Source organism: Streptomyces sp. S07_1.15 (assembly GCF_020739505.1).
GTDB classification, from domain to species: domain Bacteria; phylum Actinomycetota; class Actinomycetes; order Streptomycetales; family Streptomycetaceae; genus Streptomyces; species Streptomyces xinghaiensis.
On the sequence record NZ_JAJBZK010000001.1, the window covers coordinates 1,247,100 to 1,265,886 of the forward strand.

The following is an 18,787-nucleotide window of genomic DNA, read 5'->3' on the forward strand; positions in this document are numbered from 1 at the left end:
ATGCTCTGTGTCCGAGGGGGGACTTGAACCCCCACGCCCGATAAAGGGCACTAGCACCTCAAGCTAGCGCGTCTGCCATTCCGCCACCCGGACAAGGTGAGCGCCTCGGTTTCCCGCGGCGACGACACCAACGATACCAGGGGTTCCGGGTGTGTTTCACCTTCGTATGCCGAGCGGGCGGAGGGCCGGCAGAGGGCCCTCGCGCTGGCCGTGACCTGCCGCTATGACGGTGAGTGGCCAGTCCCGGACCTGCGGTCCGCAGAGCCGGTCGACCGGCCCTTGGCGTACCGCGTCCGTCACTCCGCGTGATGACGGGATGTCCTGGTGTGCCGCCCGCGGGTCCCGGGACGGTCGGCGGAAGCACGGCCTCGGGCGGCCAGGGGCCGGCCCCACAGCCCAGGGCTCCCCGAGGGAGCCGACGGGGGCATCCCGGGGTGGATGTCCGGGGTGTCCCGGTGCCGGTGGGGCGGTGGCTTGCCGAGCATGGGGACCGACCATCTCCCCCAGCTCCGAACGGAGACGCCCGTGTCCTCATCACCGCCCCGCCGCCGTATCCTCCGCACGGCCGCCGCGGCCGCCGTGTCCGGACTGACGGCACCGCCGCTGCTCGGCGCCGCCGGGCCCGCACGGGTCGACGCCCGGCCGGCCGCCCGTCCGGATCTCGCTCCCGGCTCTGCCCCGGGATCCGCTTCCTCAGCCGTCGGCGGACGGTCCGGTCCGGCTACCGGCGGCGGCGCGCGGGTCGTCCGGGAGCGGCGGGCCGGGGAGCGGATCGTCGATCTGACCGTCCGCTCCCCAGCCCTGGGCGGCACCGCCGAGGTGCGGCTGCTCGTCCCCGACGGGTGGGACGAGCGCCGCCCCCGGGACCACTGGCCCGTGCTGTGGCTGCTGCCCGGCGGCAACGCGGAGCATCTGTCCTTCACCGACGACTACGGCCTCCAGCACGAGCCCTCCGTGCGGAAGGTGCTTGTCGTGATGCCGTCGATGCCCTTCTACGGCTTCTACACCGACTGGTGGAACGGCGGCACCGGCGGCCCCCCGGCCGTGGAGACCTTCCATCTGCGGGAGCTGCGGCCGTTGCTGGAACGGGACTACGGGGCCGGCGGGCGCCGTGCCGTGGCCGGGGAGTCGCAGGGCGGGTACGGGGCGGTGAAGTACGCGGCGCGCCACCCGGGGATGTTCCGCGCCGCGGCCAGCTGGAGCGGGTTTCTGCATCCGCTGATGTATCCGGACGCGGTCGTGCGCGGGGCGGAGTACCTGGGTGTCGAGTGGCGGCGGATCTGGGGCGACCCGGTGCGGCAGCGGCACATCTGGGAGGCCAACGACCCGTACCACCTGGCGCGGCGGCTCAGGGGTGTCCGGGTCCACATCGCCGCCGGTGACGGGACTCCGGGCCGTCTCGACCCGCCGGACGTCGAACCGGACGAGGACATCCCGGGGTTCGAGGAGCTGGCGCGGCTCTTTCCCCGGGAGGTGATCTCCCTGTCCGAGTCGATCATGGGCGACGAGTCCCGGGCGGTGGCGTACCGGCTTCAGCAGGAAGGGGTGCGGATCAGCACGCACTTCTTCCGCGGTACGCACGCCCCGGCCTACTGGGAGCGGGAGTTGTACGCCACCCTGCCGATGCTGCTCGGGGCGTTGCGGGACCGGTGACCACGGCGTGCCCGTCGCCGCCCCGCCCGGCGGACCGCCCGGACCGGCGGGGCGGCGGGCGAGGCGGCGGGCAGGACAGCCGGGCCTCAGCAGTCCCGTTTCGCGCGCAGGGAGTGCAGATGGTCCGCCGAGCGGCGGGCGAAGGAGAGGGAGTCGGCCGGGTTGTCGTGTTCGGCGATCCAGTGGTGCGAGCGGTGGCGGGAGAGGCGTTCGACGCCGCCGATGAAGCGCTGGTAGTCGATGTCGCCGTCGCCGACGTCCGTCATGCGGTAGCCGTCGCGGGTGGACGGGTCGTGTTCGCCGTCCTTGACGTGGAAGAGCGGATAGCGGTGCGGCTGCTTCAGGACGTAGTCGATCGGGTCGAACGGCGCGGGGGTGCCGTCCGGGCGGACGCTGAAGCGGAACTGGGCGCAGTAGGCCCAGTAGATGTCCATTTCGAGGGAGACCAGGTGGGGGTCGGTCTCGGCGAGCAGCACGTCGTAGAGGCGGACGTCGGGGCGGTCGCTCGCGAAGGAGAACTCCTCGGCGTGGTTGTGCTGGTAGAAGGTGATGCCGCGCTCCCTGGCGGCGGCGCCGTAGGTGTTGAAGTCCTCGGCGGCGCGCTTCCAGGCGTCGACCGTGTCGCCGTACCGGAAGGGCCCGCTGGCCGTGCCGATGTGCTTGAGGCCCAGCTCGGCGGCGTCGTCCAGGACCCGGTCGAGGCTGGTGGCGAAGGTGTACGCGGCGGGGTCGTCGGAGTAGTAGCCGACGTGGCTGCCGACGGCCCGGAGGCCGTTGTCGCGGACCAGGCGGCGGAGTTGGGGGAGGGTGATCGGGCCCGCCGTGCCCTGGGTGTAGCCGGCGAACTCGATCTCGTCGTAGCCGTACTCCTTCAGTTCCGCGAAGACGCGGGCGAAGCCGGCCGTGGAGACCTGGTCGCGGAGGCTGTAGAGCTGCACGCCGAGCCGGCCGGGCGGCAGCAGCGGCCTGCCCCGTCCGCCGCGGGCGGAGGCCCCGGCGGGGGTGCCGGCCTCCGCGGCGCGGGCCGTTCCGGCGCCCGCCGTGCCGAGGAGGGCGGCGGCGGTGGTGCCGGCGGCGACGCCGAGGAATCCGCGGCGGCGGAGGCGCTGGGCGAGTGCGGAGTCGTTCTTCACGGTGACGCTCCTGTCGGGAAGAGGGTGGGGCGAGGGGCGCGGTGCCGGGTCGGGGCGCCGTCGCGCGGGGCGGTGCCGGTCAGGTCAGGCCGGCCAGGCGGAGGAGGAGGGGTTTGACGGCGGTGGCCTCGACGGGACCGCCGTCGGCGCGGAGCGCGCCCGGGCGGGAGCAGATCAGCACCGGGCCGTCCTCCTCCCGGTCCGGCAGGCGGCCGTGGCTGCCGCGCACCGGTGACGGGTCCAGGGGGACGACGGCCATGCGGTACCGCATCCCCAGCTTCTTGCGGGCCAGCGCGGCCCCGGCGCGCAGCCGCACGTAGGGGTCCTCCGGGTCCATGAACAGCTCGGCCGGGTCGTAGCCGGGTTTGCGGTGGATCTCGACGAGGCGGGCGAAGTCGGGGGCGCGGGCGTCGTCCAGCCAGTAGTAGTACGTGAACCAGGCGTCGGGTTCGGCGACGGCGACCAGTTCGCCGGAGCGCGGGTGGTCCAGGCCGTGGGCCTTCTTGCCCTCGTCGTCGAGGAGTTCGGCGATGCCGGGGAGGCCGGCGAGGACTTCGCGGACGGCGGCCGTCTCCCCCGGGTCGCCGGGGCGGCGGATGTAGACGTGCGCCAGTTGGTGGTCGGCCACGGCGAAGGCGCGGGAGGTCCAGGGGTCGAGGTACTCCATGCCGTCCTGGGTGTACACCTCCAGCAGGCCGGCGCGGCGCAGGGCGCGGTTGATGTCGACGGTGCGGCTGACGCGGGTGATGCCGTACTCGGAGAGCGCGACGATCGTCGCCCCGGCGGCCCGGGCCTCGTCGAGGAGCGGGACGAGGGCGGTGTCGAGGGCGGTGGCGGCCGCGTGGGAGCGGGGGTCGTCGGGGCCGTACCGCTGCAGGTCGTAGTCGAGGTGCGGGAGGTAGCAGAGGGTGAGGTCGGTGGGGCGGGTGCGCATGAGGTGGCGGGTGGCGTCGATGATCCACCGGCTGGAGCTGAGACCGGCGCCGGGGCCCCAGAAGTGGAAGAGCGGGAACGTCCCGAATTCCCCGGTGAGTTCGTCGCGGAGGTCGGTGGGGCGTGTGTAGCAGTCCGGCTCCTTGCGTCCGTCGGCGTAGTAGACGGGGCGCGGGGTGACGGTGATGTCGGTGTCGGCGCCCATCGCGTACCACCAGCAGACGTTGGTGACGGTGTAGCCGGGATGCACGCGGCGGGCCGCGTCCCAGAGCTTGTCGCCGCCGACGAGACCGTTGTGCTGCCGCCACAGCAGCACCTCGCCCTGCTCGCGGAAGTACCAGCCGTTGCCGACGATGCCGTGCTCGGCGGGCAGGGCGCCGGTCAGGAACGTCGACTGGGCGGCGCAGGTGACCGCCGGGAGGACGGTCCTCAGGGGGGCGCGGTCGCCGGTCTCGGCCAGCTCGCGGAGGTTGGGCATATGGGCGAGCAGCCGGGGGGTGAGGCCGACGACGTCGAGGACGAGCAGGCGGCGGGGGGCGAGGCGGCCCGTGTCGTCGGGGATGCCGTGGGCGGAGCCCGGGGTACCGGCGGGGGTCACGGCAGCTCCTTGAGGCCGAGGTCGGTCAGCAGGTCGCGGACGAGGCAGAGTTCGGCGGCGATGCCCTCGGCGAGCCGGGCCCGGGAGCGGGGGCGCAGCTCGGGCGGCAGGGCCTGCCAGGTGTAGGTCTCCACCTCCAGATGGCGGGTGAGGGGCGCCGGGCCGCCGACGAGCCGGGTGAGGGTGTCGCGGAGGACGGGGAGGGTCGAGGTCAGCGGGGGCAGCGGTGCGGCGTGCAGGGGGACGTGGAGGTGGACCCGCCAGGGGCCGGTGGTGGGGAGAGCCGGGGTGGGGACCGGGGTGGGGAGGGCCGGGGCGGGGCTGCCGGCTCCCTCGCTCCGGGCGGGCGGTTCGGCGGGCAGTCCCAGGGCCTCGTCCAGGTCGTCGGTGCCGGTGACCTCCCCCGCCCGGGTGCGGGTGCGGGTCTGGTGGAGGAAGCGCGGTTCGGCGAAGGCCGCCAGGGCGGCCCGTACGTCCTCCCGTCCGGGGTTCTCGGCGTGCAGCGCCGCCGACAGCTGGGCCTTGACGACGGGGATGCCCGCCCCCGTGAGCGCGTCCAGGGCCGGGCCCGGTTCCTCGAACTCGGTGGCGAGGTGGCAGGTGTCCAGGCAGACGCCGATGCGGTGGGACGGCGGGCGTCCCCGGCCGCCGAGCGCGGTCACCGCGTCGGCGGTGGTGGCGACGGTGCAGCCGGGTTCCGGTTCGAGGCCGATGCGGATGGAGGTGCCGGTGAGGTCCTGGAGGGCGTCGAGCCGCTGGGCGAGCAGGGTGAGGGCCCGGCGGGCGGTGCGCTCCGAGGCGGCGTTGTAGGGGGTGCGCCAGGCGAGGGGCAGGGTGGAGATGGTGCCCTCGGGCTCGTCGTCGGGGAGCAGTCCGGCGAGGAGGCGGGCGAGGTCGGTGGTGTGGCCGAGGCGTTCCGGTTCGGTCCAGTCGGGGCGGTACACGCGGTACTTGACCCGTTCGGCGCCGAAGCCCGCGTACGGGAAGCCGTTGAGGGTGACGACCTCCAGGCCCCGGCGGTCGAGCTCGGAGCGGAGGGTGCGCAGCGCGGCCGGGTCGGCGACGAGCGCGCGGGCGGCGTCGCGGGCCAGCCAGAGGCCGATGCCGAGCCGGTCCCGGCCGAGGCGGCGGCGTACGGGTTCGCAGTGCTCGCGGAGCTGGCGGAGCACGCCGTCGAGGGTCTCCGCCGGGTGGACGTTGGTGCAGTACGCGAGGTGGACGGTCGAGCCGTCGGGATGCCGGAAGCGCACGGGTCAGGAGCCTCCCCGGAGTATGGAGTTGCCCTCGTGGGTGGCGGCGCCCGCGGCCGGGTCGGGGGCCGCCGTGTCGAGCCGGCCGCTCTGGCCGTAGAAGGCCACGGGGTTGCGCCACAGGACCTGGTCGGTCTCGTCCTCGGTGAATCCGGCGGCGAGCATCGCGTCGCCGGCCTGCCGGGTCGTCAGCGGGTCGCTGCGGCCCCAGTCGGCGGCGGAGTTGACGAGCATGCGTTCGGTGCCGTGGGAGCGGAGGATCGCGACCATGCGGGCCGGGTCCATCTTGGTGTCGGGGTAGAGGGAGAAGCCGAGCCAGCAGCCGCTGTCACGGGCCTCGTCGACGGTCGTCTCGTTGAGGTGGTCGAGCAGGACGAGTCCGGGGTCCAGGTCCGAGCGGCGGACGGCGTCGAGGGTGCGGCGCAGGCCGGCGGCCTTGTCGCGGTGCGGGGTGTGGACCAGGGCGGGCAGTTCGTGGTCGGCGGCCAGCTGGAGCTGCGCCTCCAGGGCGGCGTCCTCGGCGGGCGTCATCGAGTCGTAGCCGATCTCCCCGACGGCGACGACCGAGTCCTTGACGAGATAGCGCGGCAGCTCGTCCAGGACGGGGGCGCAGCGCGGGTCGTTCGCCTCCTTCGGGTTGAGGGCGATCGTGCAGTGGTGCGCGATGCCGTACTGGGCGGCGCGGAACGGCTCCCAGCCGAGGAGCGCGTCGAAGTAGTCGAAGAAGCTGGCGGGTGCGGTGCGGGGCTGGCCGAGCCAGAACGACGGCTCGACGACGGCGCGGACGCCCGCCGCGTACATGGCCTCGTAGTCGTCGGTGGTGCGCGAGGTCATATGGATGTGCGGGTCGAAGATACGCATCGCTGGGTCAGGGCTCCTCTGTCGCGGCGGGCTCCGTGCGGGACGGCTCGGTCGCGGCCGGCTCCATGGCGGGAGGGCCGGTGACGGGCGATTCGGCCGCCGCCGGCTCCGGCTCCGTCCCCGGCTCCGTCCCCGCTGCCGTCAGGGCCAGGACGTGGTGGAGATCCGGAGGGACGGGGCGGCCGGCCGCGGTGCGCTCGCGGGCGTAGTCGGTGAGCATCCGGGCCAGCTCGGCATCGCCGCGGGCCCGGCCCGCGAGACCGGCCACGGCGGCGACCGGCACCTCGGTGAACAGGCACTTCAGTACGGCGTGCCGCCAGGCGTGCGGGCCGAGGTGCCGCGCCGCGTACGGGCCGACGGCGGCGGCGATCAGCCGGGTGTCGTTCGCCCGGAGCGCGTCCTCGATCAGGGGGACGGCCGCGGGCCCGATGCCCGGGAGATACGGCAGAGCCAGCAGGACGGCACGGCGCTCGGCGGCGGTGCCCTGGTGGTAGAGGCGGTCCAGCGTGCCGGGGGTGGCGCGGGCCGCGCGGAGGAGCAGGACGCGGGCGATGTCCGTGGGGTCGGTGAGGCCCGTGGGGTCGGTGAAGCCGGTGAGGCCGGCTGCCCCGGACAGGCCGGTGACGCCGGCGGAGTCGGGCGGACCGGTGGGATCCGCGGGGGCGCCCCGGCGGGGGGTGGCCGCACCGGGGGCGGTGGCCGGGCCGGGACGGGTATCGGCGTCGGGGCGGATGACGAGGTCGCCGCGGCCTGCGGAGCCGGTGTGGGCGTCCGGGCCGGAGGCCGGGGCCGGTCCGGGGCGGGCGCGGGCGCCGGAGTCGCGGCCGATGTGGCGTCCGGCGGCGGCGAACCGGAGTTCCCAGGCCGGGAGCCGGGTCCGGGCCGGGGGTGCCGGGGCTTCTCCGGCCACGGATCCCGGCGTCGGCTGTGAGGGGGCACGTCCGGCGACCGCGGTCTCCGCCGCCGCCTCCGCCGCGGCAAGAGCCCCGTCCAGCCATGTCCGTGCCGGGGCGGACAGACGGGTGCGGAGACGCTCGCGCAGCTCGGCGAGGCCGGGGGCGGCGGATTCGGCGCCGGCTGACCCGGGGTGGGCGGGCGCGGGGTTGGTGGATCCGGCATCGGCTGACGCGGGGCCGGCGGCTCCGGCATCGGCTGATCCGGGGGTCGCGGGCTCGGGGGCGCCGGATACGGCGTGGGCGTCGGCGGGGTCGGCGGTGCCCGGGCCGGCGGAACCTGGGGCGCTGTCACCGGAGTTGCTGACGGGCGCGTCGGCGGCACCCGGACCGCCGGTGCCGGTGCCGGCTTCTCTGCCGGTGCCGGTGCCGGCTTCTCTGCCGGTGCCGGTGCCGGTGCCGGTGCCGGCTTCGGGTGCGGCTTCGGGTGCGGCTTCGGGTGCCGTCTCGGTCGCGGTGGGACGGCCCGGGGTGGAGCCGGATGGCATCAGCGTCCTCCTCCTGTCGCGGAGCCGGAGAGCCGGGAGGGGCGGCCGGGGAGCGAACGCGGTCCCGCGTGCCGCCCGGGGATGCGGCCGGCCGGGTGCGGGGCGCGGCGGGCGGGTCCGGCGGCCCGGTCCGCAGGGGCGGCGGGTGCGGTATCCGCCGGGCCGGCGTGGCGTGCCCGGGCCTCGGCGTCCGCCCGTACGAGGAAGTCGTAGGAGGAGCGGGCCAGTTCGGGGCCCCGGTGGGAGTCGCGGGGCAGTTCGACGCCGACCAGCCCTCCGTACCCCACCGCGCGCAGCGCCGCGAGCACCGGCGGGAAGTCGATCTCGCCCTCCCCGAAGGGAAGGTGCTCGTGCACCCCGCGCCGCATGTCCTCGATCTGGACGTGCCGCAGCCAGGGCGCGACCGCCCGTACACAGGCGGCGGGCGGCTCGGGTTCGAGGCACTGGCAGTGGCCGATGTCCAGGGTGATGCCGAGGGCGTCCGGGGCGCCGAGTGCCGTGCGCAGCCGGTGGAATCCGGCGATGCCGGAGAGGAGATGGCCGGGTTCGGGCTCGACGGCGAGCGGGGTTCCGGCGGCCGCGGCGGCGTCCACGACCGGGGCCATCGACTCGGCGAGGCGCTGCCAGGCGGTGTCCTCGGACACCCCCGGCGGCACGACGCCGCTGAAGCAGTGCACGGCGTGCGCGCCGAGGTCCGCCCCGGCCCGGACCGCCTTGAGCAGCAGGGCGATACGGGCGCCCCGCGCCTCGGGGTCCGGGTCCAGCAGGGTGGGGTGGTGCTTGCGGCGAGGGTCGAGGACGTACCGGGCACCGGTTTCGACGGTGACCGACAGGCCGAGCCGGTCGAGGCGGCGGGCCACCCGGCGGGTGCGCGCGGCCAGGTCGGGCGCGAGCGGGTCGAGGTGCATGTGGTCGAGCGTCAGCCCGACGCCCTGGTAGCCGAGATCGGCGAGGAGCCCGAGGGCGTCGTCGAGACGGAGATCGGTAAGGCCGTTGGTGCCGTAGGCGAAGCGCGGTGCCGTTTCGTCCGCGGCGGCCGGGTTCCGCGCCCCCGCGGTCCCGGTGGCTCCGGGGTCTCCGGAGGATCCGGCGGATCGGCGGGGAACGGGGGCTCCACCGGCCGCACCGGCCGCACCGGTTCGGTCGGCTCGGCCGGCCCCGGTGTTCCCGGCAGCTCGGCCGGTCGCGGCAGCTTGTCCCGCCCGGCCGGCCCCGGCGGCCTCCGCATCCCCGCCGGCCCGGCCGGCCCCGGAGGTCCCCGGATTCCCGCCGGCTCGGCCGGTCCCGGGGTGGTGTGCGGACGGGTCGGGCGTGGGGGTCACGTGGGGCTCACCTTCCGGGACAGCCGACGGGCCAGCGGCACCAGCGCGAGCAGGGCGGTGGCGGTTCCGGTCCGCCCCGCGCGGGCCGCGAGCGACGCCTGGAGCGGGATCATGGCGCGGATGCCGCCGCCCACGGCCCGCTGGTAGAAGTGCGGCGAGGGGTTCAGCGCGGCGTGGAGGAGCGGGCGCGCTGCCGTGGCGCCGTACAGGGCGGCGAACGCGGCACCGGCCGCCGGGCGGTCACCGCCCGGCGCGGGACGGGCCGCGGTCCGGCGGCGCGTGGGCGGTGGGGCTGGGCGGCCCGGGGGCGGCGGGGTCCGGCGGACGCCCCGGGAGCCCCGGCGGCGCGGCGCATCGGGCCAACTCGCCCTGTCAGGGGCGGGGTTGCGACCGGCGGAGCGGGCGATACCGCCCACGGCGGCCAGTGCGGCGAGCGGCAGCGCCGTCGAACCGCCCGTCGTCTCGCGCCGGGAGACGAGGGTGACGCCGTAGGTGTGCGCGGCGAGCAGCGCGGCGGAGGGCAGCGCCCGGCGCGCCTCCCGCCCGGCACCGGTCCCCGGTGCGGGCCGGCGGGTCCGTACGGCTGCGTGGGGTAGCCGTCCACGGGACGGGCGCGGGGCGGCGACATCGGCACGGGCGGCTGCCGTGGCCGTGGCGGCGGTGCCGAGGAGCAGGTCCAGGCCCCGGGCCGCGGCCATGGCGGCCGGTCCCGCCGGGGTGTTCTTCAGCCACAGGTCGTATGCCCAGACGGTGCCCGCCAAGGTGGTGGCGGTGGCCAGGGCGGGGCGGCCCGCCGCCGCGGCGAGGCCCAGCCCCGCCGCCGTCAGTCCGGCCGCCGTACCCAAGGCGGCCCCGGGCGCGATCCGGCCGGACGGGATCGGGCGGTGCGGGCGTTCCCCGGCGTCGAGGGTGCGGTCGGCCCAGTCGTTGAGTGCCATGCCCGCCTCGTAGAGGCAGAGGGAGGCGCAGACGGCCAGGGCGGTGCCCCGGTTCGCGCGGTGCCCGGCGGCCGCCGCGCCCGCGAGGGCGTCCCCGGGCACGCTGAACACGGCCGGGACGCGCAGGAGTTCGGCCCAGGCCCGGCCCCGGTTCGGGCTGCCGTGCGAGCCCCGGTCCGACGGCCGGTTCCGGTCCTCGTTCCGGTCCTCGTTCGGGTCCCGGTTCGGGCTCGGCGAGGCGGCGTCCGATGCCGCCGCCGACGCGGACCCTGTCGCCCGGGCGCCGGAGGTGCCGGTGTCCGCCGCGGCTGCGGCACCACCGGCCGCGGCCCGTACGGCACCGTCCGCGGAGGAGTCGGTTCCGCCGGTCTCCCGCTCGGGGGGACCCTGCCCGGGCGGAGCGTGGCCTTGCCGGTCCTGCCCGTGTGCCGCGCCGTCCTCGGCCGGACCGGAGTCCGCTCCGTGCCCGGGCTCCGGGGCGGGGCTTGACTCCGGGGCCGGACCGGGCTCCGGCCGGCCCGGGGCGATGGGCCGGTCCGGGTGGCCGGGCCGGTCCGTAGGTCTGCTCAGTTCCGTCATGTGCGGGGTACGGCCCGCCGGGGCGCGGCCGTTGGCGCGCCCCGGGAAGCGGCCCGGATCCGTCATCCGTCCGCCCCCAGCCGCTCGGCGAGGGTCAGCAGGTCACGCCACTGCTCGGAGAGGCCGGACGGGCCCCCGTCCGGGTCCTTGAAGTAGAAGCCGAGGCCGGGCACCGGGCCGGACATCCCGGCGGCGTGCGCGGCGGCCGCCAGCCGGGCCAGGTCGAGGACGAGCGGGGCGGCCAGCGCCGAGTCGCAGCCCTGCCAGATGGTCTGGAGGATCATCCGGGAGCCGAGGAAGCCGTCGAAGGCGATGTGGTCCCAGGCGGTCTTCCAGTCGCCGAGCGCCGGTACGTCGTCGATGTGCACCTCGCCCTCGGGAACCGTGCCGAGCGTGTCGGCCAGGACCCGTTCCTTGCCCGCGTTCTTGGCAGCCGCGGCGGCCGGGTCGGCCAGGGCCGCGCCGTCGCCGCCGCCGAGCAGATTGCTGCCGGACCAGGCCCGTACGGTCAGGGCGCGCTGCAGGAACATCGGCGCCAGGACGGAACGGAGGAGGGTCTGGCCGGTCTTGCCGTCCCGGCCCGCGTACGGCAGTCCGGACGCGGCCGCGAGCCCGGCGAGGGCCGGGTGGTGCAGCCCCGTGGACGGCGTGAAGTTGACGTACGGGCAGCCGGCGCGCAGCGCGGCGGCGGCGTAGAGGGAGCTGGGCGGCAGCCGGTCGTCGCCGGGGCCGGGCGCGGGCTCGGTAGAGGCGACGTTGACGACGACGGCGCGGGCGAGGCCGTGCTCCCCGACGAACGCGGTGAGGTCGGCCGCGAAGTCCGCGATCAGTTCCTCGTCGCTCCGGGTGTCGCCGGACTGCGGGCCGCCGGGGCGGATCGCCGCGTCGGCGGCGGCGAGTTCGGCGCGGACGGCGGCGGGCAGGCCGTGCGGCAGCACACCGCCCTCGGCGAGCGCCTCGGCCCGCTTCGGGAGGGGGCAGGCGTGGGTGTCGTGCCCGCCGAACACCAGGCCGTCGAGCGGGGGGAGGCCGCTGCCGGCGAAGGGCGGGGTCTCGGTGACCATGCCGGTCGGCGGGTGCAGTCCGGCGGCGAGCGCGGCGGCGCCGGCGACGGTCGTGGTGGCGACGGACCCCCGCGCCCCGATCAGCCACACGCCGGTACGGGGCCGGTACGGGCCGTCGCCCCGGCCCGGACCGGCGTCCCGGCGCGGTGTCCGCCGCTCCCCCGGTAGCCGGGTGGATGCGCCGCCGCCCGCCGCCGGGACGGCCGGGCCGTGCTCGGGGTGACCGTCCCGGCTGCCGCCCTCGCCGTCGGGGGCGGGGCGGCCGCCGTGGCCGGGGCCGGAGGGGGTCGGGCTGTTCGTCACTGGCTGCCTCCCAGGGAACGGGCGCTGTGCGGCGCGCGGCATGCGCTGTGCGGCCGGCGGGCACGGGTGCGGCGGTGCGGCGGTGCGGCGGTGCGGCGGTGCGGCGGTGCGGCGGTGCGGCGGTGCGGCGGTGCGGCGGTGCGGCGGTGCGGCGGTGCGGAACGAGCCGGGCGGGCTGGTGGACTCGGTGAACCGTGAGTCCGGTGAACGCGTGAGGCGGCGGACTCCTCAAGGGTGGACCGGTGAACCGGCCCGGTGGAACGGGCTGTTACCAGCGGACGGGGTGGCTCGGGATCACTCCCTTGGCTCCCCGGCCCCATGGCCCCTTGGCCGGGCCCCGGTCCTGATCCCGGTCCCGGTCCGGGTCCGGGTCCAGGTCCCGGTCCGGGGCCCGGACCCGGCGGGTGCGCCGGGCCGGGGCGGAGCGGTGGCCCGGCCGTCCCGGGCCACCGTGGGATTACTGCCCACCTCCGTCCGGGAGTTCGCTGATCCGGATGTTCCGGAACGACACCTCGTCGCCGTCGCCGTGGTTCTGGAGGCCGATGTGGCCCTCGCGGAGACTGCGCGCCGGGTCGGTGTTGGTGAAGTCGTTGACGAGCACGCCGTTCAGCCATACCCGCAGCCGTTCGCCCTCGACCCGGATCTCGAAGGTGTTCCACTCCCCCGGCGGGTTGAGCGCCCCGTCCCGGGCCTCGATGTCGGCGGACTGGACTCCGTAGACGGCGCCCGTGGTCCGGTCGGGTGCGTCGCTGGCGTCAATCTGGATCTCGTAACCCTGCTCCACGGCCGTCCAGGGGTCGTCGGAGGCCGGGAAGCCGACGAAGACACCGGAGTTGTCGTCGCCGGACATGCGCCAGTCGAGCTTGAGCGAGTACGCGGCGAACTCCCGCTCCCCGTACCAGAGGAGGCCCATGCCGCCGGAGGAGGTGAGGGTGGAGCCGTCGGTCTCGTCGGGGGTGAAGGAGCCCGGGCCGGCCTGGCGCCAGGCGTCGAGGCCGGCGCCGGCGCCGTCGAAGAGCGGGGTGTAGCCGGTCTCGGGCCGGCAGTCGGCCGCCGCGTCGCCGGCGGCGTAGCGGATGCCGCCGAGGAGGTGGGCGAGGAAGGCCGGTTCGGCGTAGGACTCCCTGGTGTGGCCGAGGCCGGTGTAGAAGGCGCGGCCGCCCTCGTACTCCTGGCACCAGGCGATGGGGTGGTCCCCGTCCATGGTGCCGCCGCGGTAGGAGGACTCGTCCAGGCTTGCCAGCACCCGGGCGGTGTCGCGGGGGTTGGTGCGGTAGTTGTACCACTCGTCGGTGCGGTCCCAGGTGGGCCCGAGGTGCGCGGTGGCGGCGTGGGCCCGGTCCTCGACGAGGACGGTGGCGGGCTGGATCTCCGGATGGCTCTCGAAGTAGGCGCCGGCCAGACCGCCGTAGAAGGGCCAGTCGTACTCGGTGTCGGCGGCCGCGTGGACGCCGGCGTAGCCGCCGCCGCTGCCGATGTAGCCCTCGAACGCCCGCTGCTGCTCCGCGTCGAGGACGTCCCCGGTGGTGGAGAGGAAGACGACGGCGTCGTAGCGGCCGAGGTTCTCGCGGGTGAAGGCGGCGGCGTCCTCGGTGGCGTCGACGAGGAAGCCGTTCTGCGCGCCGAGGTCCTGGACGGCGGCGATGCCGTCGGGGATGGAGTCGTGGCGGAAGCCGGCCGTCTTGGAGAAGACCAGGATCCGCGTGCTGTCGTCGTCGGCGGCACGCTGCGGCGCCGCGCTGCCGGGAAGAGCCATGGCGCCGAGCATAAGCACGGCGGAGAGCAGCAGCGCGGCCCAGCGGCCGGGGGTGTTGCGGAGGGCCGGTGGCAGGGCGGTCCGGTGGGTGGCCGCCTGACGGCGGGCAGGGGTGAGCGGGGACGGGCGCCGGGTGCGGGGGGTGCGCATGGGGGGTGCTCCTTCCTCCGGGCGGCGAGGGCGGGGGCCGGCCCCGGCCCGGGGTGGTCCCGGGGCGGTGGCCGGGCCGTCCGCCCGGGGCGCGGGGTCGGCCGGTGGTGCGGTCGGCGGCCCGCCGCCGGAGGGCGGCGGGCCGGGTCGGGCGGTGCGTCCTGCGTGGTGCGGCGGTGCGGTGCTGCGTGCTGCGGGGTGCCGGGGGTGCGGGGTGCTCCTGGCGTGGCGGGCGGGCCTCACGGGCCGCCCCGCCGTTCGGTGCGGGCCCCGGCCGGGCCGGCTCATCGCCGTCCCGGCCGGTCAGGAACCGGTGGGGCCCGGGTCCCGGCCCCGGCCCCGGCCCGTTCAGCCGGTGCTGAAGGTGAAGTCGTCCACCTCGAACAGTGATCCGTCACCGGAGCCCTTGGCGACCAGATAGAGCGTCGTGGTCTCCCCGGGCGCCCCCGTCAGTCCGGCGGTGACGTCCTCGTAGCTCTCCCAGCCGCCGGTCGCCGGGACCTCCGCCGAGCCGAGGAGGGTGCCGGCGGGTGAACCGCTGCGGATCTCCAGCGTGCCGCCCGCGCCGCCGGAGGCGACCCGCGCGGTGAGACCGGTGGCGTCCGCGAGCAGATACGGCTCAAAGGCGATCCAGTCACCGTCGTCCAGGGAACCGGCCACCCGGCCGCCGTGGGCTCCCTCGCGCTCGGTGGTCTCGGCGCCCTGCGTGTCGCCGTAGTGCTCGGCCTGGCGGTTCTTCGGCTGGACCACGTTGCGGTCGTTACCGGTGAGCGCGGGCTGGCCGCCCCCGCCGTTGTCCGTGTACGCGGCGTCGAAGACCCCGAAGATGTTGGCGTTGGGGTCGTGCTCGCCGTCCGCCGAGGTCTTCAGGGTGCCGGAGCAGCCCTTGGCCGAGGTGACGGGGTGGCCGTGGCTGTCGTGGCCGAGGATGTGCGTGACCTCGACCTTCGAGCAGTCGATCTCGCCGTCCTCCGGGTCGGTCACCGTCACCTTGAACGGGATCTCGTCGCCGAAGGTGAACAGCTGGCCGTCGCCCGGGAGTTCGAGGGTGACGGTCGGGGCGGTGTTGCCGACGGTGAGGTGGACGCTCGCGGAGCCCGAGCGCCCCGAGGGGTCGGTCGCCGTGACGGTGGCGGTGTAGGTGCCGTTCTCGCGGTAGGTGTGGGTGGGGTCGGCGTACTCCGAGGTGCCGCCGTCGCCGAAGTCCCAGTGGTAGGTCAGCTCGTCGCCGTCGGCGTCTTTGGTGCCCTCGGCGGAGAACGTCACCTTCAGCGGGGCCTGGCCGGAGGTGCGGTCGGCCGCGGCCTCGGCGACCGGCGAGTTGCCGCCGGTGGCGTTCTCGATGCGGTAGAGGGCGGAGTTCTCGTCGCCGCCGAACCAGGAGAGGCCGTAGTCGAGGACGTACAGGGCCCCGTCCGGGCCGAAGGCCATGTCCATGATCTGGGTGCCGGACCAGGGGACGTCGTTGATGGACTCGACCGTCCCGTCCGCGCCGTGTTCGATGCGCTTGATCCACTGGCGGCCGAACTCCCCGGCGAAGAAGTCCCCGTCGTAGGCCTCCGGGAACTTGACCGGCGAGTCGAGGTCCGCGTCGTAGCGGTAGACGGGTCCGCCCATCGGGGACTCGGAGCCGGTGCCGAACTCGGGCAGGGAGCCGCCGTCGTACGGGATCCAGGCCGGCTGGGCGGCGGGCAGCTCGGTGAGGCCCGTGTTGTGCCGGGAGGTGTTGCGGGGTCCGGAGCAGTCGAAGGTCTCGCCGGGGGTGCCGGTGGCGAAGTCGTAGTCCCGGTAGGGCTCGTTGTCGCCGACGCAGTACGGCCAGCCGAAGTTGCCGGGGGCGGTGACGCGGGTGAACTCGACCATGCCGGCCGGGCCGCGGTCCGGGTCGGCGGCGCCCGCGTCGGGGCCGTAGTCACCGACGTAGACGATGCCGGTGGGCCGGTCGACGCTCATCCGGAAGGGGTTGCGGAAGCCCATCGCGTAGATCTCGGGGCGGGTCTTCTCGGTGCCCGGGGCGAAGAGGTTGCCGTCCGGGATCGTGTACGAACCGTCGTCCGCGACCTTGATCCGCAGGATCTTGCCCCGCAGATCGTTGGTGTTGCCGGAGGTGCGGCGGGCGTCGTAGGCCGGGTTGCGGTCCGCGCGGTCGTCGAGGGGCGCGTAGCCGTCGGAGGCGAAGGGGTTGGAGTCGTCGCCGGTGGAGAGGTAGAGGTTCCCCTCGGCGTCGAAGTCGATGTCGCCGCCGACGTGGCAGCAGATGCCGCGGGTGGCGGGGACGTCGAGGACCTTCTTCTCGCTGGCGGTGTCCAGCGTGCCGTCCTCGTTCAGGACGAAGCGGGAGAGCCGGTTGACGCCCTGGTACGGGGCGAAGTCCTCCGCACTGCCGTTGTCCGGGGCGTCGCCGCCGGGGGTGTCGAGCTTGGGCGCGTAGTAGAGGTAGACCGCGCGGTTGTCGCTGAAGTCCGGGTCGACCGCGACGCCTTGGAGACCTTCCTCGTCGTGCGAGTAGACGGGGAGCTTCCCGGAGACCTCGGTGTTCCCGGCGGCGTCGGTGATGCGTAAGGTGCCGTCGCGCGAGGTGTGCAGGACCGAGCGGTCGGGCAGCACGGCGAGGGTCATGGGCTCGCCGGTCTCGGCCACGCCCTTGGCGAGGGTGACCTGCTGGAAGTCCTCCGCCGCGGGGGCCGCCTGCCCGGCGCGTTCGCCGGAGGCGGGAGCGGGGGCGGCGCCCGAGGGCGGGGCGGTGAGGGCGAGGGTGGCTCCGGCGAGCAGTGAACTCGTCAGCAGCGCGAGGGACTTGCGGAGTCTGAGCCGTTTCCTGTGCACGGATGTCCTCCGGAGGATGACGGTGTGTGACAGGCGCGCGCCGTCGCGCCGTGGGGGGTGCGGATAGCGGGGCAGGTGCGGGACGGTAGGGCGGGGTACCGGCCCGGCGGGTACGTCGTACCACCGGGATCACCGTGACCAGTACATCTCAAGGACCGTAGCTTTGTTCGTCCTTTTCGGAAACCCCTTTGACACACATCGGTCACGGCTTCTTCCTGACGCTGGACAAAGGGCGAGGAGGGGCGGACGGGGCCCGGCGCACCATCAGAATGTTCGCGAGGCGGAACATGAGCCGGCCCACGAGGAGTTCGTCCGCGTCATCGAGGAAGGAGAGGTGGAGCAATGAGCCACAGCCGCTGGAAGGCCCTGCGTGAGCGCAAGCTTGCCGAGGGCTTCACCGAGCCGGAGGACGTGGCCGAGGCCCGTCGCGAGATCCGGCTGTCCATGGCCCTCGCACAGGCCGTGTACGACCGGCGCACCGAACTCGGGCTCACCCAGACCGAACTGGCCGCCCGCGCGGGCCTCACCCAGGCGAAGATCTCCCGGATCGAAGGCTCCGACACCGTCCCCACGCTGCCGCTCCTCGCCAAGCTCGCCAAGGCCCTGGACGCGACCCTCAACATCGCCCTCGACAACGACGACACCCAAGTGAGCTTCACCGGGCACCGCACCGACGCGGCCTGAGCCGGCCGGGCACCTTCCTCTGCGTCATCCGTCGGCCTCGCTCCCCTTCCGGTCGTGCTGTCCTCGGACCTGGAGTGCAGCGGAGCCGAGGGCGACAGCCCGCCCGGCGGCCGTGGGGGTGGTCGCCGGACGGGCCGCGCCCTGCCGGCGGCGGTGCCGCCGTGGACCGGGGCCCGCGCCGAGGGCGCGGTGCGGGCCGGGCCCGGTCGGCGCCGCTCGGGAGCGACCGGGCCCGGCGGGCGGGCTGTCGTGGTGCCGGGCTGCCGGGGCGCCGTGCCGTTCAGTCGTCCCCGCCGCCGAAGGCCGCGTCGAAGCTCGCGGACGGCGGGTCGAAGTCGTACGCCTTGAGGTGGCGCAGGGCCTCGGGGGCGCCGGTGAGGCGGTCCATGCCGGCGTCCTCCCATTCGACCGATACCGGGCCGTCGTAGCCGATGGAGCGGAGCATCCGGAAGACGTCCTCCCAGGGCACGTCGCCGTGGCCGGCGGAGACGAAGTCCCAGCCGCGGCGGGGGTCGCCCCAGGGGAGGTGGGAGCCGAGGCGGCCGTTGCGGCCGTCGAGGCGCTTGCGGGCCTCCTTGCAGTCGACGTGGTAGATCCGGTCGCGGAAGTCCCAGAGGAAGCCGACCGGGTCGAGGTCCTGCCAGACGAAGTGGCTGGGGTCGAAGTTGAGGCCGAAGGCGGGGCGGTGGTCCACGGCCTCCAGGGCGCGGTGGGTGGTCCAGTAGTCGTAGGCGATCTCGCCGGGGTGGACCTCGTGGGCGAAGCGGACGCCCTCCGCGTCGTAGACGTCGAGGACGGGGTTCCAGCGTTCCGCGAAGTCCTCGTAGCCGCGTTCGATCATCTGCGGCGGGGCGGGCGGGAACATCGCCACAAGGTGCCAGATGGCGGAGCCGGTGAAGCCGATGACGGTGCGGACGCCGAAGGCGGCGGCGGCCCGGGCGGTGTCGGCCATCTCGGCGGCGGCGCGCCGCCGTACGCCCTCCGGTTCGCCGTCGCCCCAGATGCGGCCGGGGAGGATGGCCCGGTGGCGCTCGTCGATGATGGCGTCGCAGACGGCCTGGCCGACGAGGTGGTTGGAGATCGCGTGGCAGGTGAGGCCGTACTTCTCCAGCAGGGCGTGGCGGCTGGCGAGGTAGTCCGGCTCGGCCAGCGCCCGGTCGACCTCGAAGTGGTCGCCCCAGCAGGCCAGTTCGAGGCCGTCGTAGCCGAAGTCGCGGGCGTGCCGGCAGACCTCCTCCAGGGGCAGGTCGGCCCACTGGCCGGTGAAGAGGGTGAACGGTCGGGTCATCGGGGGCC

The 18,787-nt window shown here is 75.4% G+C and carries 12 protein-coding genes, 1 tRNA gene and 1 pseudogene; 2 read left to right on the forward strand and 12 right to left on the reverse strand.

All coding sequences use genetic code 11. The features are described 5' to 3' along the window. Positions 1-8: 8 nt before the first annotated feature. Positions 9-93 (reverse strand) — tRNA-Leu (locus LIX60_RS05340). Between the two features lie 432 nt (positions 94-525). On the opposite strand from LIX60_RS05340, the gene LIX60_RS05345 reads away from it, so the two are divergent. After that, positions 526-1,653: an alpha/beta hydrolase family protein gene (locus LIX60_RS05345; protein WP_227957433.1), complete on the forward strand. Its 1,128-nt coding sequence runs from the start codon at positions 526-528 to the stop codon at positions 1,651-1,653. 86 nt (positions 1,654-1,739) lie between these two features. Here LIX60_RS05345 and LIX60_RS05350 read toward each other — a convergent pair whose 3' ends face one another. The 10 genes and pseudogenes from LIX60_RS05350 to LIX60_RS05395 all read right to left on the reverse strand — a co-directional run bounded on the left by LIX60_RS05350 (position 1,740) and on the right by LIX60_RS05395 (position 16,807). Continuing rightward, positions 1,740-2,786 carry a sugar phosphate isomerase/epimerase gene (locus LIX60_RS05350; RefSeq protein WP_227957434.1) on the reverse strand — a complete coding sequence of 349 codons (1,047 nt, stop codon included), beginning with the start codon at positions 2,784-2,786 and terminating at the stop codon, positions 1,740-1,742. 79 nt (positions 2,787-2,865) lie between these two features. Next, positions 2,866-4,281: an alkaline phosphatase family protein gene (locus LIX60_RS05355; protein ID WP_227962629.1), complete on the reverse strand. Its 1,416-nt coding sequence runs from the start codon at positions 4,279-4,281 to the stop codon at positions 2,866-2,868. A 32-nt stretch (positions 4,282-4,313) separates the two neighbouring features. Further along, a complete protein-coding gene (gene eboE, locus LIX60_RS05360) occupies positions 4,314-5,567 on the reverse strand; it encodes a metabolite traffic protein EboE (protein WP_227957435.1) in 1,254 nt (417 codons plus the stop codon). Between the two features lie 3 nt (positions 5,568-5,570). Continuing rightward, positions 5,571-6,428 carry a TatD family hydrolase gene (locus LIX60_RS05365; protein WP_227957436.1) on the reverse strand — a complete coding sequence of 286 codons (858 nt, stop codon included), beginning with the start codon at positions 6,426-6,428 and terminating at the stop codon, positions 5,571-5,573. Between the two features lie 7 nt (positions 6,429-6,435). Continuing rightward, the gene (locus tag LIX60_RS05370; RefSeq protein WP_374117961.1) at positions 6,436-7,161 is read right to left on the reverse strand and encodes an EboA domain-containing protein; all 726 of its coding nucleotides are present in this window, start codon (positions 7,159-7,161) and stop codon (positions 6,436-6,438) included. Positions 7,162-7,868: 707 nt separating this feature from the next. Next, a pseudogene (locus LIX60_RS05375) lies at positions 7,869-8,882 on the reverse strand (sugar phosphate isomerase/epimerase family protein); the annotation flags it as partial. Positions 8,883-9,187: 305 nt separating this feature from the next. Then, positions 9,188-10,774: an SCO3242 family prenyltransferase gene (locus tag LIX60_RS05380; RefSeq protein WP_374117800.1), complete on the reverse strand. Its 1,587-nt coding sequence runs from the start codon at positions 10,772-10,774 to the stop codon at positions 9,188-9,190. Further along, positions 10,771-11,862 carry an inositol-3-phosphate synthase gene (locus LIX60_RS05385; protein WP_227962632.1) on the reverse strand — a complete coding sequence of 364 codons (1,092 nt, stop codon included), beginning with the start codon at positions 11,860-11,862 and terminating at the stop codon, positions 10,771-10,773. The genes LIX60_RS05380 and LIX60_RS05385 overlap by 4 nt, the downstream gene beginning before the upstream one ends. A 670-nt stretch (positions 11,863-12,532) precedes the next feature. Further along, positions 12,533-13,831, reverse strand: a complete 1,299-nt coding sequence (locus tag LIX60_RS05390) for a ThuA domain-containing protein (RefSeq protein WP_227962633.1) — start codon at positions 13,829-13,831, stop codon at positions 12,533-12,535. 498 nt (positions 13,832-14,329) lie between these two features. After that, positions 14,330-16,807 (reverse strand): PQQ-dependent sugar dehydrogenase, encoded by a 2,478-nt coding sequence (locus tag LIX60_RS05395; protein ID WP_227957438.1) that lies wholly within the window; start codon positions 16,805-16,807, stop codon positions 14,330-14,332. A gap of 342 nt (positions 16,808-17,149) precedes the next feature. Between LIX60_RS05395 and LIX60_RS05400 the strand changes: the two genes are divergently transcribed. Further along, positions 17,150-17,491: a helix-turn-helix domain-containing protein gene (locus tag LIX60_RS05400; RefSeq protein WP_227957439.1), complete on the forward strand. Its 342-nt coding sequence runs from the start codon at positions 17,150-17,152 to the stop codon at positions 17,489-17,491. A gap of 280 nt (positions 17,492-17,771) precedes the next feature. Here LIX60_RS05400 and LIX60_RS05405 read toward each other — a convergent pair whose 3' ends face one another. Then, positions 17,772-18,779 carry a sugar phosphate isomerase/epimerase gene (locus LIX60_RS05405; RefSeq protein WP_227957440.1) on the reverse strand — a complete coding sequence of 336 codons (1,008 nt, stop codon included), beginning with the start codon at positions 18,777-18,779 and terminating at the stop codon, positions 17,772-17,774. Positions 18,780-18,787: the final 8 nt, after the last annotated feature.